The organism is Marinibactrum halimedae (genome assembly GCF_021234875.1).
GTDB lineage: Bacteria > Pseudomonadota > Gammaproteobacteria > Pseudomonadales > Cellvibrionaceae > Marinibactrum > Marinibactrum halimedae.
The window spans coordinates 32,587-51,065 of sequence record NZ_JAJQVM010000017.1; the positions used below are offsets into that span (position 1 = coordinate 32,587).

General features: G+C 44.3%; 14 protein-coding genes. 11 read left to right on the plus strand and 3 right to left on the minus strand.

Translation table 11 applies throughout. From position 1 onward, the window contains the following. The first annotated feature begins 303 nt into the window (after positions 1-303). Both LU351_RS11180 and LU351_RS20930 read left to right on the plus strand, forming a co-directional pair. Positions 304-1,986, plus strand: coding sequence for a di-heme-cytochrome C peroxidase (locus LU351_RS11180; RefSeq protein WP_232594154.1), 1,683 nt, complete (start codon positions 304-306; stop codon positions 1,984-1,986). Positions 1,987-2,664: 678 nt separating this feature from the next. Continuing rightward, positions 2,665-5,202, plus strand: a complete 2,538-nt coding sequence (locus tag LU351_RS20930) for a putative bifunctional diguanylate cyclase/phosphodiesterase (RefSeq protein WP_232594155.1) — start codon at positions 2,665-2,667, stop codon at positions 5,200-5,202. Between the two features lie 43 nt (positions 5,203-5,245). Here the strand turns inward: LU351_RS20930 and LU351_RS11190 are convergent, their stop codons facing one another. Continuing rightward, positions 5,246-6,664 (minus strand): DUF3530 family protein, encoded by a 1,419-nt coding sequence (locus tag LU351_RS11190; RefSeq protein WP_232594156.1) that lies wholly within the window; start codon positions 6,662-6,664, stop codon positions 5,246-5,248. A gap of 166 nt (positions 6,665-6,830) precedes the next feature. Here LU351_RS11190 and rpe point away from each other — a divergent pair, with 166 nt between their 5' ends. The 7 genes from rpe (at position 6,831) to trpC (ending at position 13,008) form a co-directional block, all read left to right on the plus strand. Next, positions 6,831-7,499: a ribulose-phosphate 3-epimerase gene (gene rpe, locus LU351_RS11195; protein WP_232594157.1), complete on the plus strand. Its 669-nt coding sequence runs from the start codon at positions 6,831-6,833 to the stop codon at positions 7,497-7,499. Positions 7,500-7,611: 112 nt separating this feature from the next. Then, positions 7,612-8,337 carry a phosphoglycolate phosphatase gene (locus LU351_RS11200; protein WP_232594158.1) on the plus strand — a complete coding sequence of 242 codons (726 nt, stop codon included), beginning with the start codon at positions 7,612-7,614 and terminating at the stop codon, positions 8,335-8,337. Between the two features lie 145 nt (positions 8,338-8,482). Then, the gene (locus tag LU351_RS11205) at positions 8,483-8,686 is read left to right on the plus strand and encodes a hypothetical protein (protein ID WP_232594159.1); all 204 of its coding nucleotides are present in this window, start codon (positions 8,483-8,485) and stop codon (positions 8,684-8,686) included. A gap of 189 nt (positions 8,687-8,875) precedes the next feature. After that, positions 8,876-10,345 carry an anthranilate synthase component I gene (trpE, locus tag LU351_RS11210; protein ID WP_232594160.1) on the plus strand — a complete coding sequence of 490 codons (1,470 nt, stop codon included), beginning with the start codon at positions 8,876-8,878 and terminating at the stop codon, positions 10,343-10,345. A gap of 22 nt (positions 10,346-10,367) precedes the next feature. After that, on the plus strand, positions 10,368-10,949 hold the full coding sequence (locus LU351_RS11215) for an anthranilate synthase component II (protein ID WP_232594161.1): 582 nt from the start codon (positions 10,368-10,370) through the stop codon (positions 10,947-10,949). A gap of 99 nt (positions 10,950-11,048) precedes the next feature. Then, the gene (trpD, locus tag LU351_RS11220) at positions 11,049-12,101 is read left to right on the plus strand and encodes an anthranilate phosphoribosyltransferase (RefSeq protein WP_232594162.1); all 1,053 of its coding nucleotides are present in this window, start codon (positions 11,049-11,051) and stop codon (positions 12,099-12,101) included. Positions 12,102-12,213: 112 nt separating this feature from the next. Next, entirely contained in the window at positions 12,214-13,008 is a 795-nt protein-coding gene (trpC, locus tag LU351_RS11225) for an indole-3-glycerol phosphate synthase TrpC (RefSeq protein WP_232594163.1), read from the plus strand. Positions 13,009-13,072: 64 nt separating this feature from the next. Here trpC and LU351_RS11230 read toward each other — a convergent pair whose 3' ends face one another. Further along, on the minus strand, positions 13,073-13,804 hold the full coding sequence (locus LU351_RS11230; protein ID WP_232594164.1) for a glutathione S-transferase family protein: 732 nt from the start codon (positions 13,802-13,804) through the stop codon (positions 13,073-13,075). A 668-nt stretch (positions 13,805-14,472) separates the two neighbouring features. Between LU351_RS11230 and LU351_RS11235 the strand changes: the two genes are divergently transcribed. Both LU351_RS11235 and hemB read left to right on the plus strand, forming a co-directional pair. Beyond that, positions 14,473-16,353, plus strand: coding sequence for a PAS domain-containing sensor histidine kinase (locus LU351_RS11235; protein WP_232594165.1), 1,881 nt, complete (start codon positions 14,473-14,475; stop codon positions 16,351-16,353). A gap of 153 nt (positions 16,354-16,506) precedes the next feature. Beyond that, positions 16,507-17,499, plus strand: coding sequence for a porphobilinogen synthase (hemB, locus tag LU351_RS11240; protein ID WP_232594166.1), 993 nt, complete (start codon positions 16,507-16,509; stop codon positions 17,497-17,499). A gap of 102 nt (positions 17,500-17,601) precedes the next feature. Here the strand turns inward: hemB and LU351_RS11245 are convergent, their stop codons facing one another. After that, the gene (locus tag LU351_RS11245; RefSeq protein WP_232594167.1) at positions 17,602-18,462 is read right to left on the minus strand and encodes a ParA family protein; all 861 of its coding nucleotides are present in this window, start codon (positions 18,460-18,462) and stop codon (positions 17,602-17,604) included. Positions 18,463-18,479 lie beyond the last annotated feature (17 nt).

Below are 18,479 nucleotides of genomic sequence, written 5' to 3' on the forward strand. Positions count from 1 at the left end.
TATTAGGGTGTCTGTTCTATAATCATTTTGTCAGCTTCAAGTATTTCTGCGTATTTTTAATCCGATTTGCAATAGCCGTGAGTTTTCATTAGAGCATAATATATGCACCTCTAATGTTCAAAATATTTACAATACTGGTCGATATCTAGAATTTATGGTGGGGCGAGTATGTATAGATTTAAAAGTCTTGCGTCAGTAAAATATTCTGTAAATTAAGGTGTTTTCAAATACAAGCCGGTGACGGAATACGGGTTGTCTGGATGCTATAACGTTGTTCGCCAAAACAGCAGGGAGCACAAAAACATGTCTTTATTCAAATCTATTGTAACTACACTTTTTGCATTCTTTCGTCGTTATCTTCCTTTTATTTTCAAATGCGTTTTTGGCATTGTCTTTATTGGTCTTGTGTTTGTGGGCGTGGTGAAAACCAATGGCCCTATGGCAAATGCTAATTATCAAGATTTATCTCAGGGCTGGTCTGCGGAAATCCGAGATGAAATGTTTCACCTTAGTTTCGGCTCTGCAATGATTCCTTATGATTGGTTTATGAATTTGCAAACCGCCGAGGGGAACCACTTTAGCAGTGACCAAAATTTATCTCGTTACGGTTTTATTTTGTCAGAGTCTTCTGAGCATAATCCTGATGGATTGCCGGTAGGATTTGCCAAATATAGTGATGATCAAGGTCAAGAGTGGATGGGGTTAACGTGTGCGGCCTGTCATACGGGTGAGGTCACCTTCAAAAACAAGAGCCAAATTTTACCTGGAGGGGCTGCGCTACTTAATTACAGTTTATTTGAAGCAGAATTAAAAGCGGCGTTGGATGCAACGCTCTATAAGCCGGCTCTCACAAAAGCCATGTTTGAGCGTGTAGGTCAAAGATATGATAATTATGATGCTTTTTATAATGCCTTAAGGAAAGAACAGGCTTTTTTAGATAAGCGTCTTGCTGTGAATGCGACGAACATTGAATATGGTTATGGTCGGCTGGATGCGTTCGGTCAAATTTTCAATGCAGTGGCAACGGAAGCGTTAGGTATTGATCGAAATCGTATTGAGCCAAATGCGCCGGTGAGCTTCCCTGTTTTTTGGAATGCGGCCCACTTAGACGTAGTTCAATGGAATGGTTCTGCACCGAATAAATTGATTGGATCTTTGGTTCAGAACGCAACAACCGTAATAGCCGTTTATGGCCGCATTGATTTGAATAATCAAAATTGGCTTGGCGGTTTTCAGTCTTCCGCACAAATCCGTAATTTAGGACGGTTACAAGGGGCTATTAAAAACTTGGAGTCCCCACTTTGGCCTGCTGAAATGCTTGGCCCGATCAATATGGAGAAAGCGAATCGAGGCGAGGCTTTGTATGAGCGTCATTGTGTGGAGTGTCATGCGCTGATGCCAAAACCGGCGGCATCCGTACAAACGGCTTTGATACCTCTTAAGGAAATTGGCACGGATCCGACTATGGCGATGAATTTTTCAGAGTCTGTTTCTGAATCCGGGGTGTTGGAAGGGAGTAAAGCATTTGGCATGCTAGGTGGGAAAATTTCGTCACAAGAGCCTACAATTTCGTTGGTTGCTCGTGCGGCGGTGGGCGAGTTATTGGAATCGCCGTTAGCCAGTGCGGCGGCGGCTGTTCTCAGTTATAGCAATGTATTTGCACCCTCCAAAGAAGAAGAAAAGAATTACAATCATTACAAAGCTCGCCCCTTGGATGGTATTTGGGCGTCTTCTCCTTATTTGCATAATGGTTCAGTGCCTAATTTGTATGAAGTGTTATTACCGCAATCTGAGCGATCTCGCTCTTTTTATGTAGGTAGTCGAGAATATGATCCTGTTAATGTGGGTTATGTGACTGAGCAAACACCGTTCAGTTCTTTGATGGATACCTCGATTAAAGGAAATTGGAACACCGGCCATGAATACGGAATACATCTTTCTGAGAAAGAGCGTTGGGATTTGGTGGAATATTTAAAAACATTGTAGTGATTTTGTGAGTGGTAGGTCAGTCAGCTTTAGGTTAAAAAACCTTTAGTACTCATGAGTACCTATCACTTATTTAATTCCCTTTATGTTTTATATTATTTATTTTCCCCTTTTTTGGCTGGTTTGATTTTTGAGTTGATTTTTTCTTGGTGTGTTGATATTGCCGAAAAATAAGGTGATTTAGCCATTTTGTATGAATCAACTGTAAAAGTGATGTACTTTATTTGCCAACTGGCAAATTAGTTTTTAGATTTATTTTTAATAATTATTTTAAAATCTATGCTTTAATGTTTTAATTGAGAGTCTTGTTGGTTGCAATTTAAACATTGTTGCCATTTTACGTCGATATATCACCAAGGCGGTATAAGCATCAAATCCGTCTCCTCAAAAAGAGCATTGGAATAGCCAAACGCGCTCGTTAAAATTAATTTGTGATCAAGTTACATAGAAAGTGCTGCCTCAGTTCACACGGGAATGGATAGGTCTGTTTCTGACTCTTTAGCGCTCCCCTCTTGATCAACCTATTAAAACTTATTTTTCCAATTTTTGATGGCGAGCTGCTGGTGACCACATGTCGCTGGCTACTTCGGTAGCGAGTGATTGTTGGTGCAGATAGTTGGTGCAGTATTGACTGTTCGATGAGCTTGCACAGTAAATATCTTCTTATGTGGTGTGTTTGTGACGGCTGAATCGAGTAGTACAGGGGTATTCAAACCCGTAAATTTTACTGCGTGGCATCGTAAGGCTTCGTCTAGGAAAACGTTGTGGATGCCTATTGTGGTGGGCTTTTCCATTTGTTTTCTTGTCGGTTTGATCGCTATTGGGCTTTTTCAACACAAGCATTTAAACCAATTGGTCGAACAACGGACACGAACGTTAGGTTCGCAAATTGATGCCCACATATACCATGAATATCAACATTTACTCCAGTTAGCCCGAGCCATTTCCTCTAGCGATGGTGCAGAAAAAGCCATGGTAAATGAGGATGTTGTTGGCTTAAAGAAAACGGCAGAAACGGCGTTACACTTTTTTGGATTGAATCAATCAAGATCCTTGAGCTTCTACAGTAATACTTATTCACTGCTGTTGAGTACGGCCCATAAAAGTCAGGCCGACTCGCAATTATCTTCTTTGCACGATATGAGTGGTGGGGAGTTAATCCGGTTGATGCAGCAGGCTGAGTTAGATTCATTGCCACAGAAAAATCTTATTCCTCAAAAAAGACTGGAGCATTCTATTGGGGGGAGTCGATACTCTGAAATTGAGATACAGGTGATTTTTCCTTGGGAGAGCCAAGGGGAGCTACTGGGTTTTGTAGTTGCTCAGCGTCCGATCGATTCTGTGCTTTCTGCAAACAGAGAAATGTTGTTCGCCAATACACATCCAAGTCTTGATGCAATGTACGTTATGGTCGATGGCAGTAACCCGAATTTTTATGACAAAGCCATTCAATCGGTTGTTTATTCATCAAAGCCTTTATTGCCAGAGCAAAATCTGCATTCGTTGTTTTTGACTGCTAACCCTATTGAATTTGAAAAAGATCAAAAGCAATTCATAACGACGACATTGCCTGTGGTTGGAAAAAATACCAACGAGCTTGGCCGATATGTTGCGATTTTTGATGTGACAGATCAGCATCAAGGGTTTTTATGGCAGAAAGGTTTTTTTATTGCTGTGCTCGTGTTGATGGCCTTGGTGAAACTTTGGTTTGTGCAAAGGCGAATGCGCTTGATGGGGCGTCAGTTGGTTGATACTTCTCGTGAGCTAGAGCACGAAATTATTCGCCACAAGCGTTCCCAGTTACGGTTAGAGCAGCAGCGTTTCTTTGACGATTTGACGGGCCTACCCAATCGTAAATGGTTATTGGAAAAGCTGCAGGATGTGACCGAAGACGTGGGAGATGCCGCTTCTCACAATATTGCGGTGATGTTTGTGGATATTGATCGCTTTAAAGACATCAATGATAGTCAGGGACACGATTGCGGAGATCTTCTTATACAGGCGTTGGCTGAGCGGTTAACCGATACGTTACGCCAAGTAGACAGCATTACCCGATTTGGTGGCGATGAATTTGTCATTATCAGTAACAGCCTTAGCCCTTCTATTGCTCATGCTCGACTGGCGGCGGCCATGCTTGCTCAGAATATCATGGCGGCTACCTTGTCGCCGTTAGAGGTGGGTGATAAGACTTTCCGAGTATCGGTGAGTGTGGGAATCGCTATGTACCCATCCGATGCCACTAACCCAGAAGATATTTTGAAATACGCAGATGCTGCGATGTATCAGGCGAAATTGGGCGGACGCAGTCGTTTTGCTTTCTTCGAGCCCCATATGCATAAGTCGCTCACAGAGCGTATGGTTTTGGAGGAAGAGTTAGCCGCTGCAGCAGGTAATAACCAACTGCACTTGCATTACCAACCGAAGTTTGATGGTCAGAAAAAACTTCGAGGCGCGGAAGCATTATTACGCTGGCACCACCCTACATTAGGCTCTGTTTCACCTGAAATTTTCATTCCAGTAGCAGAAGATAGCGGTATTATTGAAGAGCTTGGGCGATGGGTATTGTGGGAAGCGGTAGGGCAATGCAAATCATGGCAACGTATGGGAATGCTGCCCGAGGGCTTTCGTCTTGCTGTGAATGTTAGCCCTGAACAGTTTCGAGGGGAATTTTTTACTGACGAACTGCAAACCATCTTGCTGAGTCATGATCTCGATCCTAAGTATTTAATTATTGAGATCACCGAAAGCTCATTATTGGAAGACTTTCAAGATGCGCGCTCTAAAATTCAAATCATGAAAGGGTGGGGGATCAAAGTCTCTATCGATGACTTTGGTACAGGGTATTCGTCCTTAGCGTATTTGAATGAATTGGATGTGGATGAGTTAAAGATTGATCGATCTTTCATTCGATCAATTGAATCCAATGAGGACAGCCGTACCATTGTGGATGCACTTTTATCCTTGGCCAAGCACCTGAATATTCAAACGGTTGCAGAAGGCGTTGAAACTCAAGGTCAATGGGAGTATCTAACGAATACGCCCTGTGCACTTTTCCAAGGTTACTTTTTGGGGAAACCCGCCCCGGCAGAGCGCTGGTTTATACCCGGTGAGGATGTGGCTTTAAATTTGGCCTCGAACGATGGTGTCCTTTACGGTGATATGCGTTATGGCAGTGTTAGCTATGATGACAGGCCGAGTAGTTTGAAAATCACCTGAGGTGTTTTAGTACGATTAGTACGAGAGGCTAAGGTTTAAGCGCTCAGGGTTGTTGAATCACGGTTGCATTTTCTAATGTCGTCCCGGACATATGCCGTTGTAAAAAGCCTCGAACTCGACGTTCTAAAAACGTAGAGTTAGTTGCATCCAGCGCAGAAGTGAGGGTAGTTTGTCGATACGTTTCAAATCCGCTTCGTTTGCTTTTGGTCAGCCGAGATTCTGCCAGTAAGGTTTGCAGCTCGTTGTCTTCAGTGATGATATCTAGGACTTGTAATTTGGGATCTGTGAGGTAATCCAGCAACGGCGTCGGCACTCCAATGGCTTGATGCTTCGGGTCGATCATCACCAATGCGCCAATAGCAAGGTTAGATTCTTCTGCGGTATTTTCATTTTCTCCCATGCTTTTAGGTGGTGCACTTTGGGCTGAGCTTGATCTGTTCATATCAGCGGCAAATCGTGCCGCATAAAAAGCCCCTTCACCAAATCCAATGACTGCAACATTGAATTGTCCTTTTGAGTGCAGAAAATCCAAAGCCATCTTTAATCGAAGGTCTATGATGGCATCATGGCTATATTTGGGTGTGGTTTCTGATTTGTTCTCAGGGCTCACTGCTTCGGTGGCCGTCATTGCTTCGTCAATATTGTTGTTGCCGTCGTCGACATTTTCATCGGTCATAGTGTCAGCATCTGGCATAGCGTTAGCCCCCAATTGTCCGTCGCTTAACTCTCCGGTTTCGCTGTCGTAAATGACTTCTGTTTCCGGTAGGCGATCCACTTTGGATGTGCTTGAGTCTCCATTTTCCTTCTCTTTTTGGTCACTGGGTGGTGATGGGGGTTGGATAGGCTTTGGGCGTGGAGGGGGTTTGGGGTGCTCTGCTGTAGGCAGATTAATGGCCAAACTAGACCAGCCATAATAGGCTAAATGCCGTCTTAATTTTGAACTGCTACGAGGCCAGTTGGCGTGGTGACCACTGTCGTGCAGTAAAATGACCGCGCCTTGTGGGTTGCCACTGCGATCAGCATCATAAAGGCTCAAAAACTTCTGTTCAGCAGCTTCCAGCCAGACTACCTCTGCATCTTGGATGCTTTCCGCAACCGCCATCATTTGCATTTCTTCGTTATATAAAATTTCCGCTCGTGGGCCATGAAATACAGAGTCCGGTTTTTCTGAGGTTGAAGATGAATTGACATCTTCGTTATCACTTTCGGAATTTGCTGGAAGCGTTGGTGGAGGTGTTGAGTTCTCTGAGGTCATTGGGGTGTCTTCTGAAGATTGTGCTAAACCCACTGTTGCCCAGACACAAAGAAAAATTCCACTGAATAGCGGTTTTATAGAAACATGGCGCCACAAATGAAAAAAAGAGGGGGGTATATTGATGGAGGCTTGTTCAATCTTTTGGGTTAATTCTGTTGATAGCGCTACAATACGCGCCCAAGTAGCGCTGATGACCGATGCGAACAAGGGTGTCTACCTCCGAAATTATCCATGCAAGTGATGACAAAAAGCTTGAAAATGCATTTTAAAAAGTAAGATAAGAGTGTAGACCACAGTGCTTCTTCGACTTTATCGATACAACATCTAAATCAATACAACACCTAGACCAATAAAACACCTACGAGAAATAAGCATGTCAGATTTCAAAATAGCGCCCTCTATTCTTGCTGCCGATTTTGCGCGACTTGGGGAAGAGGTGAGTGACGTTCTTGAGGCGGGAGCCGATATCGTACATTTCGATGTAATGGACAATCATTATGTACCCAATTTAAGCGTCGGCCCGATGGTCGCCAAGGCCTTACGTGACTACGGCATCACGGCCCCCATTGATGTGCACCTCATGGTTGAGCCTGTGGATACGATGATTACTGAATTTGCGAAAGCAGGGGCGACTTACATTACCTTTCATCCAGAGGCATCACGACATGTGGATCGATCTGTTGGCCTGATCAGAGACCTAGGCTGTAAAGCGGGTTTGGTTTTAAACCCAGCGACACCGTTAGAGGTGATCAAACACGTATTGCCTCAGTTGGATATGGTGCTATTGATGTCCGTTAACCCAGGTTTTGGTGGGCAGAAATTTATTCCTTATACACTTGATAAACTCAAAATGGCACGTGTCATGATTGATGAAATGGGGCTATCGACACGTTTAGAAGTGGATGGTGGAATTACGGTCAACAATATTGCGGAAGCCGCCAAAGCCGGAGCGGATACCTTTGTTGCTGGCTCTGCCATCTTTGGTGCTGACGATTATCGTACGGTGATTAAGGCAATGAGAGACCAGTTGGCGATGGTTTAAGGTTTTAATCATAGGTAGTTTAGGGTTTTGATCATATGTGTAATGGGTTAAGAGCGTATTGAAAAGAGGGGCGTGTGTTAGGGGTGATGAGTGTAACGAGAGCGGAGAATAGATGATTTCAGCAATTGAAGCGCATTTTTCGGGGCTGCCCAAAGCCGTCCTGTTCGACCTGGATGGTACATTGGTGGACAGCGCTCCAGGGTTAGCGTCGGCGGTAAACGCTATGTTGCGTGAACTTAAACGGCCAGAAGTCGACTTGAGTTCGGTACGCCAATGGATTGGTAATGGACAGGAGACTTTAGTACGACGAGCCTTGAGTGGTTGTCATAGTGGTCCTGAACTAGGGCAATTAACCCAATCCGAAGTTCGAAAAGGATTGGATTTGTTTCGTCGACATTACCAAGAAAGTGCGCACGAGTGTGCTTTGTTTGGAGGGGTACGTGAAACCCTTGAGCATTTGCAAGCGCAGCAAGTGGTAATGGCGATAGTAACAAACAAACCTGTGGAATTTGTGCCGTCTATTTTGGCGCCGTTGCAGTTAACCGGGTTTTTCACGGTTGTGTTAGGAGGTGAGTGTTTGCCAGAGAAAAAACCTCACCCTTTACCGATTCATCGGTGTTTAGAAAAACTTGCTGTAACACCCGCGCAGGCCTTAATGGTGGGTGATTCAGCCAATGATTTAATCGCTGCTCGCGAAGCAGGGGTTGCATCACTGGCGCTGACTTATGGCTATCATCAAGGACAAGATCTCCAGGCGTTTGGGCCAATTTGGTTGGGCGATAGTCTGGCAGACGCCTTTGGCTCACAATACGATTCATTGGGTGTTTCAGTGACCTAGACGTTTGAGTGACCTAGACGTTGCAACACCCAATCGTTACACTACGCTGGTTCAGTGCTTAACGCATTGGTTGCTAAGCAATCTTTTTTATAGGCAATCGTTTTTATACATAAAGGTTTTTTCATGATCACCACAAAGCCGCTTCATGACACATGGCGTGCACGCCGATGGCGATGGCAACGCTAAACCTTCGGGTGAGCGAGGCTGTGTGGTGGTTGATAGTGAGTGTTACGCAGAAGCAAAACGTTATGAATGGAAGATTCATACGGTTGCAGTAACGAAAAACGTTTTGTCTTTTCTGGTTTGCACTGCATATTCCCCCCTTGGTTTTTCCTCTCTTACTGCCTGATTCTCCCTAGAAATGTATTTTGTGTCGGCTTACACATTCAAGTGTTGGCATGGCACAGTGAAAATTCATTGATACGCCATTAAATGTTGTTACCAATAAGTGTTGTTATCGATACCCACACTGTTTGTGAAAGGTAACAATCAAATAAGGTGTAACTAAATTAAGGTGTAACTAAATTAAGGTGTAACTATGACGCCAGAACTTTTTTTGCAGTTGTGCGCCGAAGGCTACAATCGCATTCCTGTTCAGCGAGAAGTGCTTGCTGATTTGGATACCCCCTTGTCCAGTTATTTAAAAATTGCCCAAGGCCCGTATTCTTATTTATTTGAGTCCGTGCAAGGGGGAGAAAAGTGGGGGCGCTACTCCATTATTGGCTTGCCGGCCACGACCGTACTCAAGGCATTTGGCGATCACGTGGTGATCGAAACTGATGGTATGGTGGTTGAATCTGAATCGGTGTCAGATCCATTGGCGTTTGTTGAGGCGTTTAAATCCCGTTTTAACGTACCAGCGCTAGCTGACCTTCCTAACTTCAGTGGCGGTTTAGTAGGCTATTTTGGTTATGACTGTGTACGCTATGTCGAGCCAAAGTTAAAAGCAGGTGTGAATGAAGACGTATTGGGGACGCCGGACATTTTACTGATGGTATCGGATGAAATTCTGGTGTTCGATAACTTATCAGGCAAGTTGGTACTGATTGTTCATGCGGATGCGGCACAGGAAGACGCTTATCAGAAAGCACTGCAACGATTGGATGCGTTAGAAAGCAAGCTTCGATTAGCGGTACCTGCCACTGCCCCCATGAAGCTAAGTGGTGAAGCTGCCCGCGAGGAGGAATTTCATTCAAGTTTTGGGAAAGAGAATTTTTTTGATGCTGTAGAGGCTGTCAAATCTTATGTTTTATCGGGCGATACCATGCAGGTGGTGTTGTCTCAGCGATTGTCCATTCCTTTTGAAGCCGAACCTCTGAATTTGTATCGTGCACTACGGTGCTTGAATCCTTCCCCTTATATGTATTTTCTGGATTTGGGCGATCATCACGTTGTGGGTTCCAGCCCCGAGATTTTAGCCCGCCTCGAAAACGGAGAAGTTACCGTCCGGCCGATTGCGGGCACACGTCGCCGGGGGAAAACCGAGGAAGAGGACAAGGCGCTTGAGCAAGAGATGCTGCAAGATCCGAAAGAAATTGCCGAGCATTTAATGTTGATTGATCTTGGTCGTAACGATGCCGGGCGTATTTCCCAAGTGGGTACGGTTCAATTGACCGAGCAAATGGTGGTGGAGCGTTATTCTCATGTGATGCACATTACTTCCAATGTCACGGGACAAATCAAGCCTGAATTGGGCGCGATGGATGTACTGCGTGCGACCTTACCGGCCGGCACTTTGTCGGGGGCCCCAAAAATTCGCGCGATGGAAATCATTGATGAACTCGAATCTCAAAAACGTGGCATTTACGGTGGCGCCGTAGGGTATATCGGCTGGTGTGGCAATATGGATACCGCTATTGCCATTCGTACAGCCGTTATTAAAGATAATATGTTGTATGTGCAGGCCGGTGCCGGTGTGGTGGCCGACTCTAAACCTGAGTTGGAGTGGAAAGAAACCATGAACAAAGCACGCGCGATGTTTCGTGCAGTGGATATGGTTTTGTCGTAAGCGCCTGAGGGGGGAAAACACCATGATATTAATGATTGATAACTACGATTCTTTCACTTACAACGTCGTGCAATATCTGGCCGAGCTGAAGGCGGATGTGAAAGTGATTCGCAATGATGAACTGACATTGGATGAAATCATTGCGTTGCAGCCAGAAAAAATTGTCATTTCACCCGGCCCCTGTACTCCAAATGAAGCTGGAGTGTCCATCAGTGTGATTCATGAATTTGCCGGAAAAATCCCTATTCTTGGTATTTGTTTGGGACACCAAAGCATTGGACAAGCCTTTGGAGGAAAAGTGGTGCGCGCGAAATCTGTGATGCACGGTAAAACTTCTCAAATTCATCATATTGACCAAGGCGTTTTCAAAGGGTTAACCAATGCCTACAGGGCGACCCGTTACCACTCGTTGGTGATCGATAAAACCACGTTGCCTGAGTGTTTAGAAATCACCGCTTGGACTGAGACCGAAGAAGGGGAAATGGATGAAATCATGGGGGTACGCCATAAATCCCTGGCGATAGAAGGCGTGCAATTTCATCCAGAGTCAATACTGACGGAACATGGTCATGACTTGTTAAATAACTTTTTAACCGCATCTTAGGTAAGGTCGTTTGTCATCAAAGGGCGTGAATCGCCTGAAATGTTTTTTGTCACTTATGTTTCTTGTCACTTATGTTGCCTGTGTCATTTGGAGATCAGTATGGAAATTAAAGAAGCGCTTAATCATCTTGTGAGTGGTCAATCACTGTCTACTGACGACATGATCGCTGTGATGCAACAAGTGATGACAGGCAAGGCCACACCGGCACAAATCGGAGCGTTGTTGATTGCCTTGCGACTGAAAGGCGAAACAATCGATGAGCTCACCGGAGCGGCAACAGTGATGCGGACACTGGCGGCGAAAGTCTCTATAGGGAACGACAATGTCATTGATACCTGCCTTGTGGATACCTGTGGTACCGGTGGTGACGGTGCCAATTTATTCAATGTGTCCACTGCAGCGGCGTTTGTTGTAGCGGCGGCCGGTGGGAGTGTGGCAAAACACGGTAACCGCTCTGTTTCAAGTTCAACTGGCAGTGCAGATGTACTAGAGGCTGCAGGTGTGGACCTGTCTCTTACGCCTGAGCAAGTGGGGCGGTGTGTAGAGGAATTGGGTGTTGGTTTTATGTTCGCCCCCGCCCACCATAGCGCCATGAAACATGCGATTGGGCCGCGTAGAGAACTTGGTTTGCGTACTATTTTTAATTTATTGGGGCCGATGACAAATCCAGCAGGGGTAAAGCACCAGGTTATAGGTGTCTTTGATGCCGTTTGGTGCAAACCCATGGCAGAGGTCTTAAAGCGTTTGGGAAGTGAACACGTGTTGGTTGTGCACGCCCAAGATGGACTGGATGAAATATCCATAGCTTCTCCCTCGCACATTGCTGAGTTGAAAAACGGAGAGATTACTGAGTATTCCGTTACGCCAGAAGATTTCGGGATGTCTTCATCAACATTAGATGGTTTAAGCGTAGAAAATGCCCAAGAGTCCTTGTCTCTGATTAAATCGGCGTTAACAAAAGGACAAGATGAACGTTCGCAACGAGCTGCGGACATTATTGCATTGAATGCTGGAGCGGCTATTTACGTTGGGGGTGTGGCAAGTTCACTGAAAGAAGGCGTATTGATGGCACAAGATGCGATTGGCAGCGGCTTAGCAAAAAGTAAACTGAATGAATTGGTCAGTTTTACTGGATTGTTGAAAACAGCATAAATAGGGCTACTTTTTTGATGATCATTGTTTTTTATACATTATTTTTTATAGATTGTTTTGAGTAAATTATTTGGTAGCTTTTGTGCCATCAGTTTAAGAAATCGGATAAACCATGAACACACCCACGGTATTACGTAAAATTGTCGATCGAAAATGGCAAGAAATTGAAGAGCGAAAACATCGCGTTTCTGTTGAGGCGCTTAAGGTAAAGATGGCAGAACAGGAAACCCCACGTGGTTTTGTCAATGCTATTTCAGATCGAATTGCCGAGGGAAGAGCGGCAGTGATTGCAGAGGTGAAAAAAGCGTCACCCAGTAAAGGGGTGATTCGTGAAGATTTTGATCCTGTTGCTATTGCGCAAAGTTATGAAAAAGGTGGTGCGGCGTGTTTGTCTGTACTCACTGATGTGGATTTTTTCCAGGGCGGTGATGAGTATTTAATCAATGCACGTAAAGCTGTATCTTTACCAGTTATTCGTAAAGATTTTATTATTGATGAGTATCAAATTTACGAAGCCAGAGCGATTGGGGCCGATTGTATATTATTAATTGTGGCTTGTCTTAGCCCAGAGAAGCTGGCTTCACTGAATCATTTGGCAACAGAGCTGGGCATGGATGTTTTGGTTGAAGTGCACAATGGGGAAGAGTTACAACATGCTTTGGCGTTGCCCAACCGTTTGATTGGCATTAATAATCGTAACTTACACACCTTTGAGGTGACCTTAGACACCACTTTTGATTTGCTGAGCCAGATTCCAGAAGAAAAAATCATTGTGACAGAGAGTGGTATCCATACTACGGACGATATTGCTGCCATGCGAGGCCACAATGTGCACAGTTTCTTGGTGGGAGAGGCGTTCATGCGAGCGGATGACCCAGGTTCGCGTTTAGCAGAAATGTTTCTTTAAGAAAGTGCTTCATCAAGTTTGTTGAAACGCCGCAAGCGGCGTTTTTAAGCACAACCTTGTTTAATTAAGGTCGATGTTGATCGTAGATTTCTCTCACCCACTCCATGATGTCTTCATACCCGTGAATATAATGTTGAAGTTCTTCGCTAACGTTTTTGTTTGGCCAAGGAATATCATAGTTATAGGGCATTGCCAGTGGTGCCAGTAACGCCGCCACCGCAAGGTCAGCACGGGTGAAGGTATTGTCTACTAAAAAAGATTGCTCCTTTAGCGCTTCGCGAAGCTTTTCCAATTGTTCGATTAAGATTAAACGCGATTTCTCCGTTTCTTCCAGGTTAATGGCCATGTATTTTTGCATTTTGGCTTTTAACCTTGGAAAAATCAGTCGTAAAAAGAAAGCCTTATACCATGGTTGGTTGTAGGTCAGCATACGTATGACGCTAGAGGGGTGGTTTAAAAGTATAAAGTAACAAATGCGGCGAACATGCGGGCCAATATTATTGTCGGCAAGCCGCTCCCATTCCAATGCCTCTCTTTTTTTCTCGGAGTTCTCCGGGGTGAGTCTAGGGGGAAAATTATGATCATCCAAATAGCTGACAATGCGTCCAGAACCATTCACGACTTTGGTTTCGTGAGTGAGAACGGGGACGGAAGTTTGCTGGCTAATGGATTTCACCATTTTCAGATGAAAACCGGGCAGTAGGTTCACCGCGTGGTAAGGGATACCTTTATAGTCCAGTGCCCAACGGACTTTTTCACAATAATGGGAAAGTGGGAATTGATATAACTCCATCATAAAAACAGCGTCCCTCGCTTTCAGTGGATACACAAGGTGTTTGATCTTAAGTTCGGTTGAAATGGCCAATAACTGATGAATACTGAAACCTCAGTTAAGAACCACTTGTTAGGAACAAATCACAAACCGTTATTCAAAAATAGTTATTCAAAAAAGTGTGGCACGAGCCAAGCCACACACTTCGCTACGCAATTCAGTTCTAAATGACCTTATTGAATAGCCAAGGCTTGCCGAATGTTTTGGTTTGTTTTAACGGCGACCCCATCATAGCGTATCTACAGTAAGATCGATGCCCTTTTTAATGAAGTATTACCTAATATGGTAATAATACGTAAATGATTGGCACTGAGATCATCTTAATAGAGCGTATGGTTTTAAATTTGTATAAAAAACAGCCTTATTGTTATGAGCTCGTGAATATGACGGTTGTATGATTTCATCCACAGTTTATTGTCAGGTCTGTGCAGAGAAATTGTGAATTACTTTTAAAACGGATGAGTTGTTCCATCAAGATGTGCATAAGATGGCGCTTTTATCGCTCTGGTTATTCAATGTGTTCTAGCTGCTGCCCGAACGCACAGTTTTCTTGACTATATCCTGTTGTATGGATTGAATTTAGTAAGACCTAAACGTTAGTTGAATGAGGTAGCCCTTGGGCGCTTATTGAAATGTCGCTAGAACATGATCCTTTCTTTGAATTGTCTTCTGAGCTGTTGTGTGAATTATCATCAGCTCAAGAGATCGTTAGGTTAAATAAGTCATGGCAGGCGGCTTTAGGGGTTGATAACCAAAGCCCCCAGGCAACCCTTTTTATTAGGTTCATTCATCCAGATGATCAAGCTCGGGTTCAAGAGGTATTGACGTTACTCTTTCAATGTGTGGGTCAACAGCGGTCTTTTTCGGCACGTATCCGTTCAGCCTATGGGAATTATCGTTGGTTGGAATGTCGTGCTTATGCAGATGTGGTTTGTTCAAAATCGACGGTAAGTTCTAATTCAAAAGAGGCTATCCATGCCTACCTTGTGGCAACGGATGTGACCGAATTTATCCGTAAAGATTCTTACTTAGATAAGCTGAGTTTGGCAACGAATATGGGGTTCTGGGAAGTCGACCTAGACACGAAAGAGCTGTACTGGAGTGAAATGGTTCATCGTATTCACGAGACCGACCCCAAAACTTATCACCCACGGTTAGAGGAGGGGTTAAGTTTTTATCATCCTGAATCCATCCCTATTTTAACGGAAGCGATTGATCGACAATTGCAAACAGGGGAAGCTTATGACTTGGAGTTACGTTTTATTACCGCGAAGGGAAATCATCGCTGGGTGCGGACCATGTCAAATTCGGAAACGCAAAATGGAAAGGCCGTTCGTTTGTACGGCTCTTTTGAAGATATTACCAAAAAAGTGGAAGAGTTGAGAGCCGTTGAGGCCTTGAAAGAGCGCTTAGAGCTTGCCTGTGAAGCCGGTAATATTGGTGTTTGGGATTTCGATGTACCTGCCAATCATTTAATTTGGGATGAGCGCATGTATGCCATTTATGGTGTCGATGCGAAGAGCACAGAAAAAACATATTCAATGTGGCAGACCTGTTTGCACCCCGACGACAAAGATCGAGCGGTGAATGAATATTATTTGGCATTGAAGGGGGAAAAAGAATTCTCAATTCGGTTTCGTATTATCACACCAGGCGGTGTTGTTCGTTACATTGCTGCCGGTGCAAGCGTCTTTCGTAATGGCAATGGTGAGCCCATTCGTATGTTAGGGGTCAACATGGATGTGACGGAAGAAGAGCAGTACAAGTCAGAGTTGCAACAACAGCGGCAATTGGCTGAAGAGATGAGTCAAGCCAAGTCTATTTTTATTTCTAATATGTCTCATGAATTACGGACGCCTTTAAACTCAATCATTGGTTTTTCTCAGCGTTTATTAAGAAGTCATCAGTCGCTGACAGGGCGTTTAGAAGAATCTTTGAAAATTATCAATAATAATGGCCATCATTTATTGCAGCTGATTAATGATATTTTAGATTTATCGAAAATAGATGCCAATAAGTTTGAATTGAAAAAAGAAAAAACCAATGTGACGATGATCGTACAAGAAGTGGTTGAAAGTTTTGCCGAGCATATAGAACAGAAATCATTAAAAGTGACAACAGAGCTAGACCCCTTCATCTATTGTATGGTTGATCCACTGCGCTTTAAGCAAATTGCGATTAACTTAATCAGTAATGCGATTAAATATACTGAGGCAGGTTTTGTAAAAGTCAGATTGAGTGAGGTTAGTTCGGGCATTACTCTTTCTATCTCCGATTCTGGTATCGGAATTCAAGAACATGACCTTTCCCGTTTATTTCGACGTTTTGAACAATTTGATCAAAACAGTGAGTCTAAAGTGGGACATGGCACGGGGTTGGGTCTTGCGATTACGAATGAAATGGTTACGCTTCATGGAGGAAGCATATCGGTTGAATCGGAGTTTGGAAAAGGGAGTTGCTTCCGAGTTTATATTCCTCATACAAGCGAACAAGCTACTGACAAAAATCTCTGATTATTGATTATTTCTGAGTGTTTTTTGCCCAGAAAAGTCTAAGGTGATAGCTTTTAAAGACTATTGAACGTAGGGTTTTAAAAACGCTTTTCGAAAAGCGTTGTCAGAAAGCCCCCAGTAAAGCATTTATCATGAAAGTAAAAAGAGTCATTTATGCGTGATTTTCCTATAACTCGGTTGCGCCGTATGCGAGCCGATGATTTCTCTCGCCGTTTAATGCGCGAAAATACCCTAACCACCAACGATTTAATTTATCCCGTCTTCGTGCTTGAGGGCACACAGCGTCGTGAGCCAGTAGTGTCGATGCCGGGTGTTGAGCGAATGAGTATTGATTTACTGGTCGAAGCGGCTTCCCGCTGGGTTGAGTTGGGCATTCCCATGTTGGCGGTTTTCCCAGTTACGCCTCTTGAGTTAAAGAGTGAATTGGCAGAGGAGGCTTATAACCCTGACGGGTTGGCGCAACGTGCTGTGGCTGCGCTGAAAGAGGCCTATCCGCAATTGGGTGTGATGACGGATGTGGCCTTAGATCCGTTCACCACCCACGGTCAAGACGGCATTATTGATGAATCTGGGTATGTTCTTAATGATCGCACGGTGGAAACCTTGGTACGGCAAGCTTTGTCTCATGCTAAGGCTGGTGCCGATGTGGTGGCTCCGTCAGACATGATGGACGGCCGGATTGGTGAGATACGATCGGTATTGGAGGAAGAGTCGTTTATCAACACGCGAATTATGGCGTACTCTGCCAAATACGCTTCTGCCTATTATGGCCCTTTTAGAGATGCGGTTGGGTCTGCAGCAAATTTGAAAGGCGGTAGCAAAGAAACTTACCAGATGGATCCGGCAAATTCAGACGAAGCGTTGCATGAAGTGGCCCTAGATATTTCTGAAGGGGCAGACATGGTCATGGTGAAACCGGGGATGCCGTATTTGGATATTGTGCACCGTGTGAAACAGGAGTTTGCCGTACCTACCTTTGTTTATCAGGTCAGTGGTGAGTATGCCATGATTAAAGCCGCCGCAGAGAATGGGTGGTTAGATTTAGATAAAACCGTTATGGAATCTATGCTGGCGTTTAAGCGAGCGGGTGCGGATGGCATCTTGACCTATTACGCACCGCTGGTAGCAGAGTTACTTCAACGTTAATAAGGCGAACGCTCGTAGAGTAAGCGTTGGTGAAGTTATTGTTGGTAAGTCATTGTTGGTTAAGCAATCATTGATGAAAAAACCTTTGTAGAATATTGGCGTTTATACGCTTGCAATCTCTATGTTTCTTTCATGTTCAACTTTCGCTCCCTCGCTGATTTTTTCATCGGTGGGGGGGATGCCTATATCCTCTTCTTTCATGCCAGAGATACGTTGATAAAGCGATAAAAATTCCAAACTCACTTTGTGCTTAGGCGCCATAAATATCATTGGGGTGTGATCACGATGGGACTCTCGAATTTTGACCGATGTGGAAATGTAGGGCGTCAGAATCGGTAGCCCAGCGTTAGCCAATTCTTCTACCGATTCACTGGGCAAACGTGCCTGAGCGTTAAAGTGGTTAATGATAATGCCTTCTACTTGGAGGTTATCGTTGTGATCTTCTTTGACTTCTTCAATATTTTTAATTAAGTCGAACAGCGCATCTCGTGAAAAGACGTCGCAGTCAAAGGGAATTAAACAGGCGTCGCAGGCAATCAAGGCAGACAGAGAGTAGAAGTTTAATACCGGTGGGGTATCTAAGTAGATTTCATCGTAAATTGGGGTCAATTTATGGAGAAATTCACGCAGTTTATAAATTTTATGTCTGGCTGAGAGCTTAGATTCGAGATCGATCAATTCGCTGCTGGCGGAAATCAGAAACAATTTCTCAAAGTCTGTTTTGCGAACGTAATCGTCAGGCTCAAAATCGCGAAAACAGTAGCTAATTTGTGATGAAAAAAATTCGGACATACCAACAATGTCATCGTTTCCATCGTGACCGAGATAGCTCGTACTATTACCTTGTGGATCGAGATCCACGACGATGGTTTTTTTCCCGGAATGTGCCGCCACTGCCGCTAAGTTACACGTAATGGTTGACTTCCCAACACCCCCTTTACGATTAAAGATCGCACGAATCATAGCTGGTCTCCGTCTTT

What these genes read in the sequence shown, in the direction of transcription:
- LU351_RS11200 (WP_232594158.1), top strand. Translation starts at nt 7,612, where the DNA reads ATGATTTCAGCAATTGAAGCGCATTTTTCGGGGCTGCCCAAAGCCGTC.
- hemB (WP_232594166.1), top strand. Translation starts at nt 16,507, where the DNA reads ATGCGTGATTTTCCTATAACTCGGTTGCGCCGTATGCGAGCCGATGAT.
- trpC (WP_232594163.1), top strand. Translation starts at nt 12,214, where the DNA reads ATGAACACACCCACGGTATTACGTAAAATTGTCGATCGAAAATGGCAA.
- rpe (WP_232594157.1), top strand. Translation starts at nt 6,831, where the DNA reads ATGTCAGATTTCAAAATAGCGCCCTCTATTCTTGCTGCCGATTTTGCG.
- LU351_RS11235 (WP_232594165.1), top strand. Translation starts at nt 14,473, where the DNA reads ATGTCGCTAGAACATGATCCTTTCTTTGAATTGTCTTCTGAGCTGTTG.
- LU351_RS11215 (WP_232594161.1), top strand. Translation starts at nt 10,368, where the DNA reads ATGATATTAATGATTGATAACTACGATTCTTTCACTTACAACGTCGTG.
- LU351_RS11230 (WP_232594164.1), bottom strand. Translation starts at nt 13,804, where the DNA reads ATGATGGAGTTATATCAATTCCCACTTTCCCATTATTGTGAAAAAGTC.
- LU351_RS11180 (WP_232594154.1), top strand. Translation starts at nt 304, where the DNA reads ATGTCTTTATTCAAATCTATTGTAACTACACTTTTTGCATTCTTTCGT.
- LU351_RS11205 (WP_232594159.1), top strand. Translation starts at nt 8,483, where the DNA reads ATGACACATGGCGTGCACGCCGATGGCGATGGCAACGCTAAACCTTCG.
- LU351_RS11245 (WP_232594167.1), bottom strand. Translation starts at nt 18,462, where the DNA reads ATGATTCGTGCGATCTTTAATCGTAAAGGGGGTGTTGGGAAGTCAACC.
- trpE (WP_232594160.1), top strand. Translation starts at nt 8,876, where the DNA reads ATGACGCCAGAACTTTTTTTGCAGTTGTGCGCCGAAGGCTACAATCGC.
- trpD (WP_232594162.1), top strand. Translation starts at nt 11,049, where the DNA reads ATGGAAATTAAAGAAGCGCTTAATCATCTTGTGAGTGGTCAATCACTG.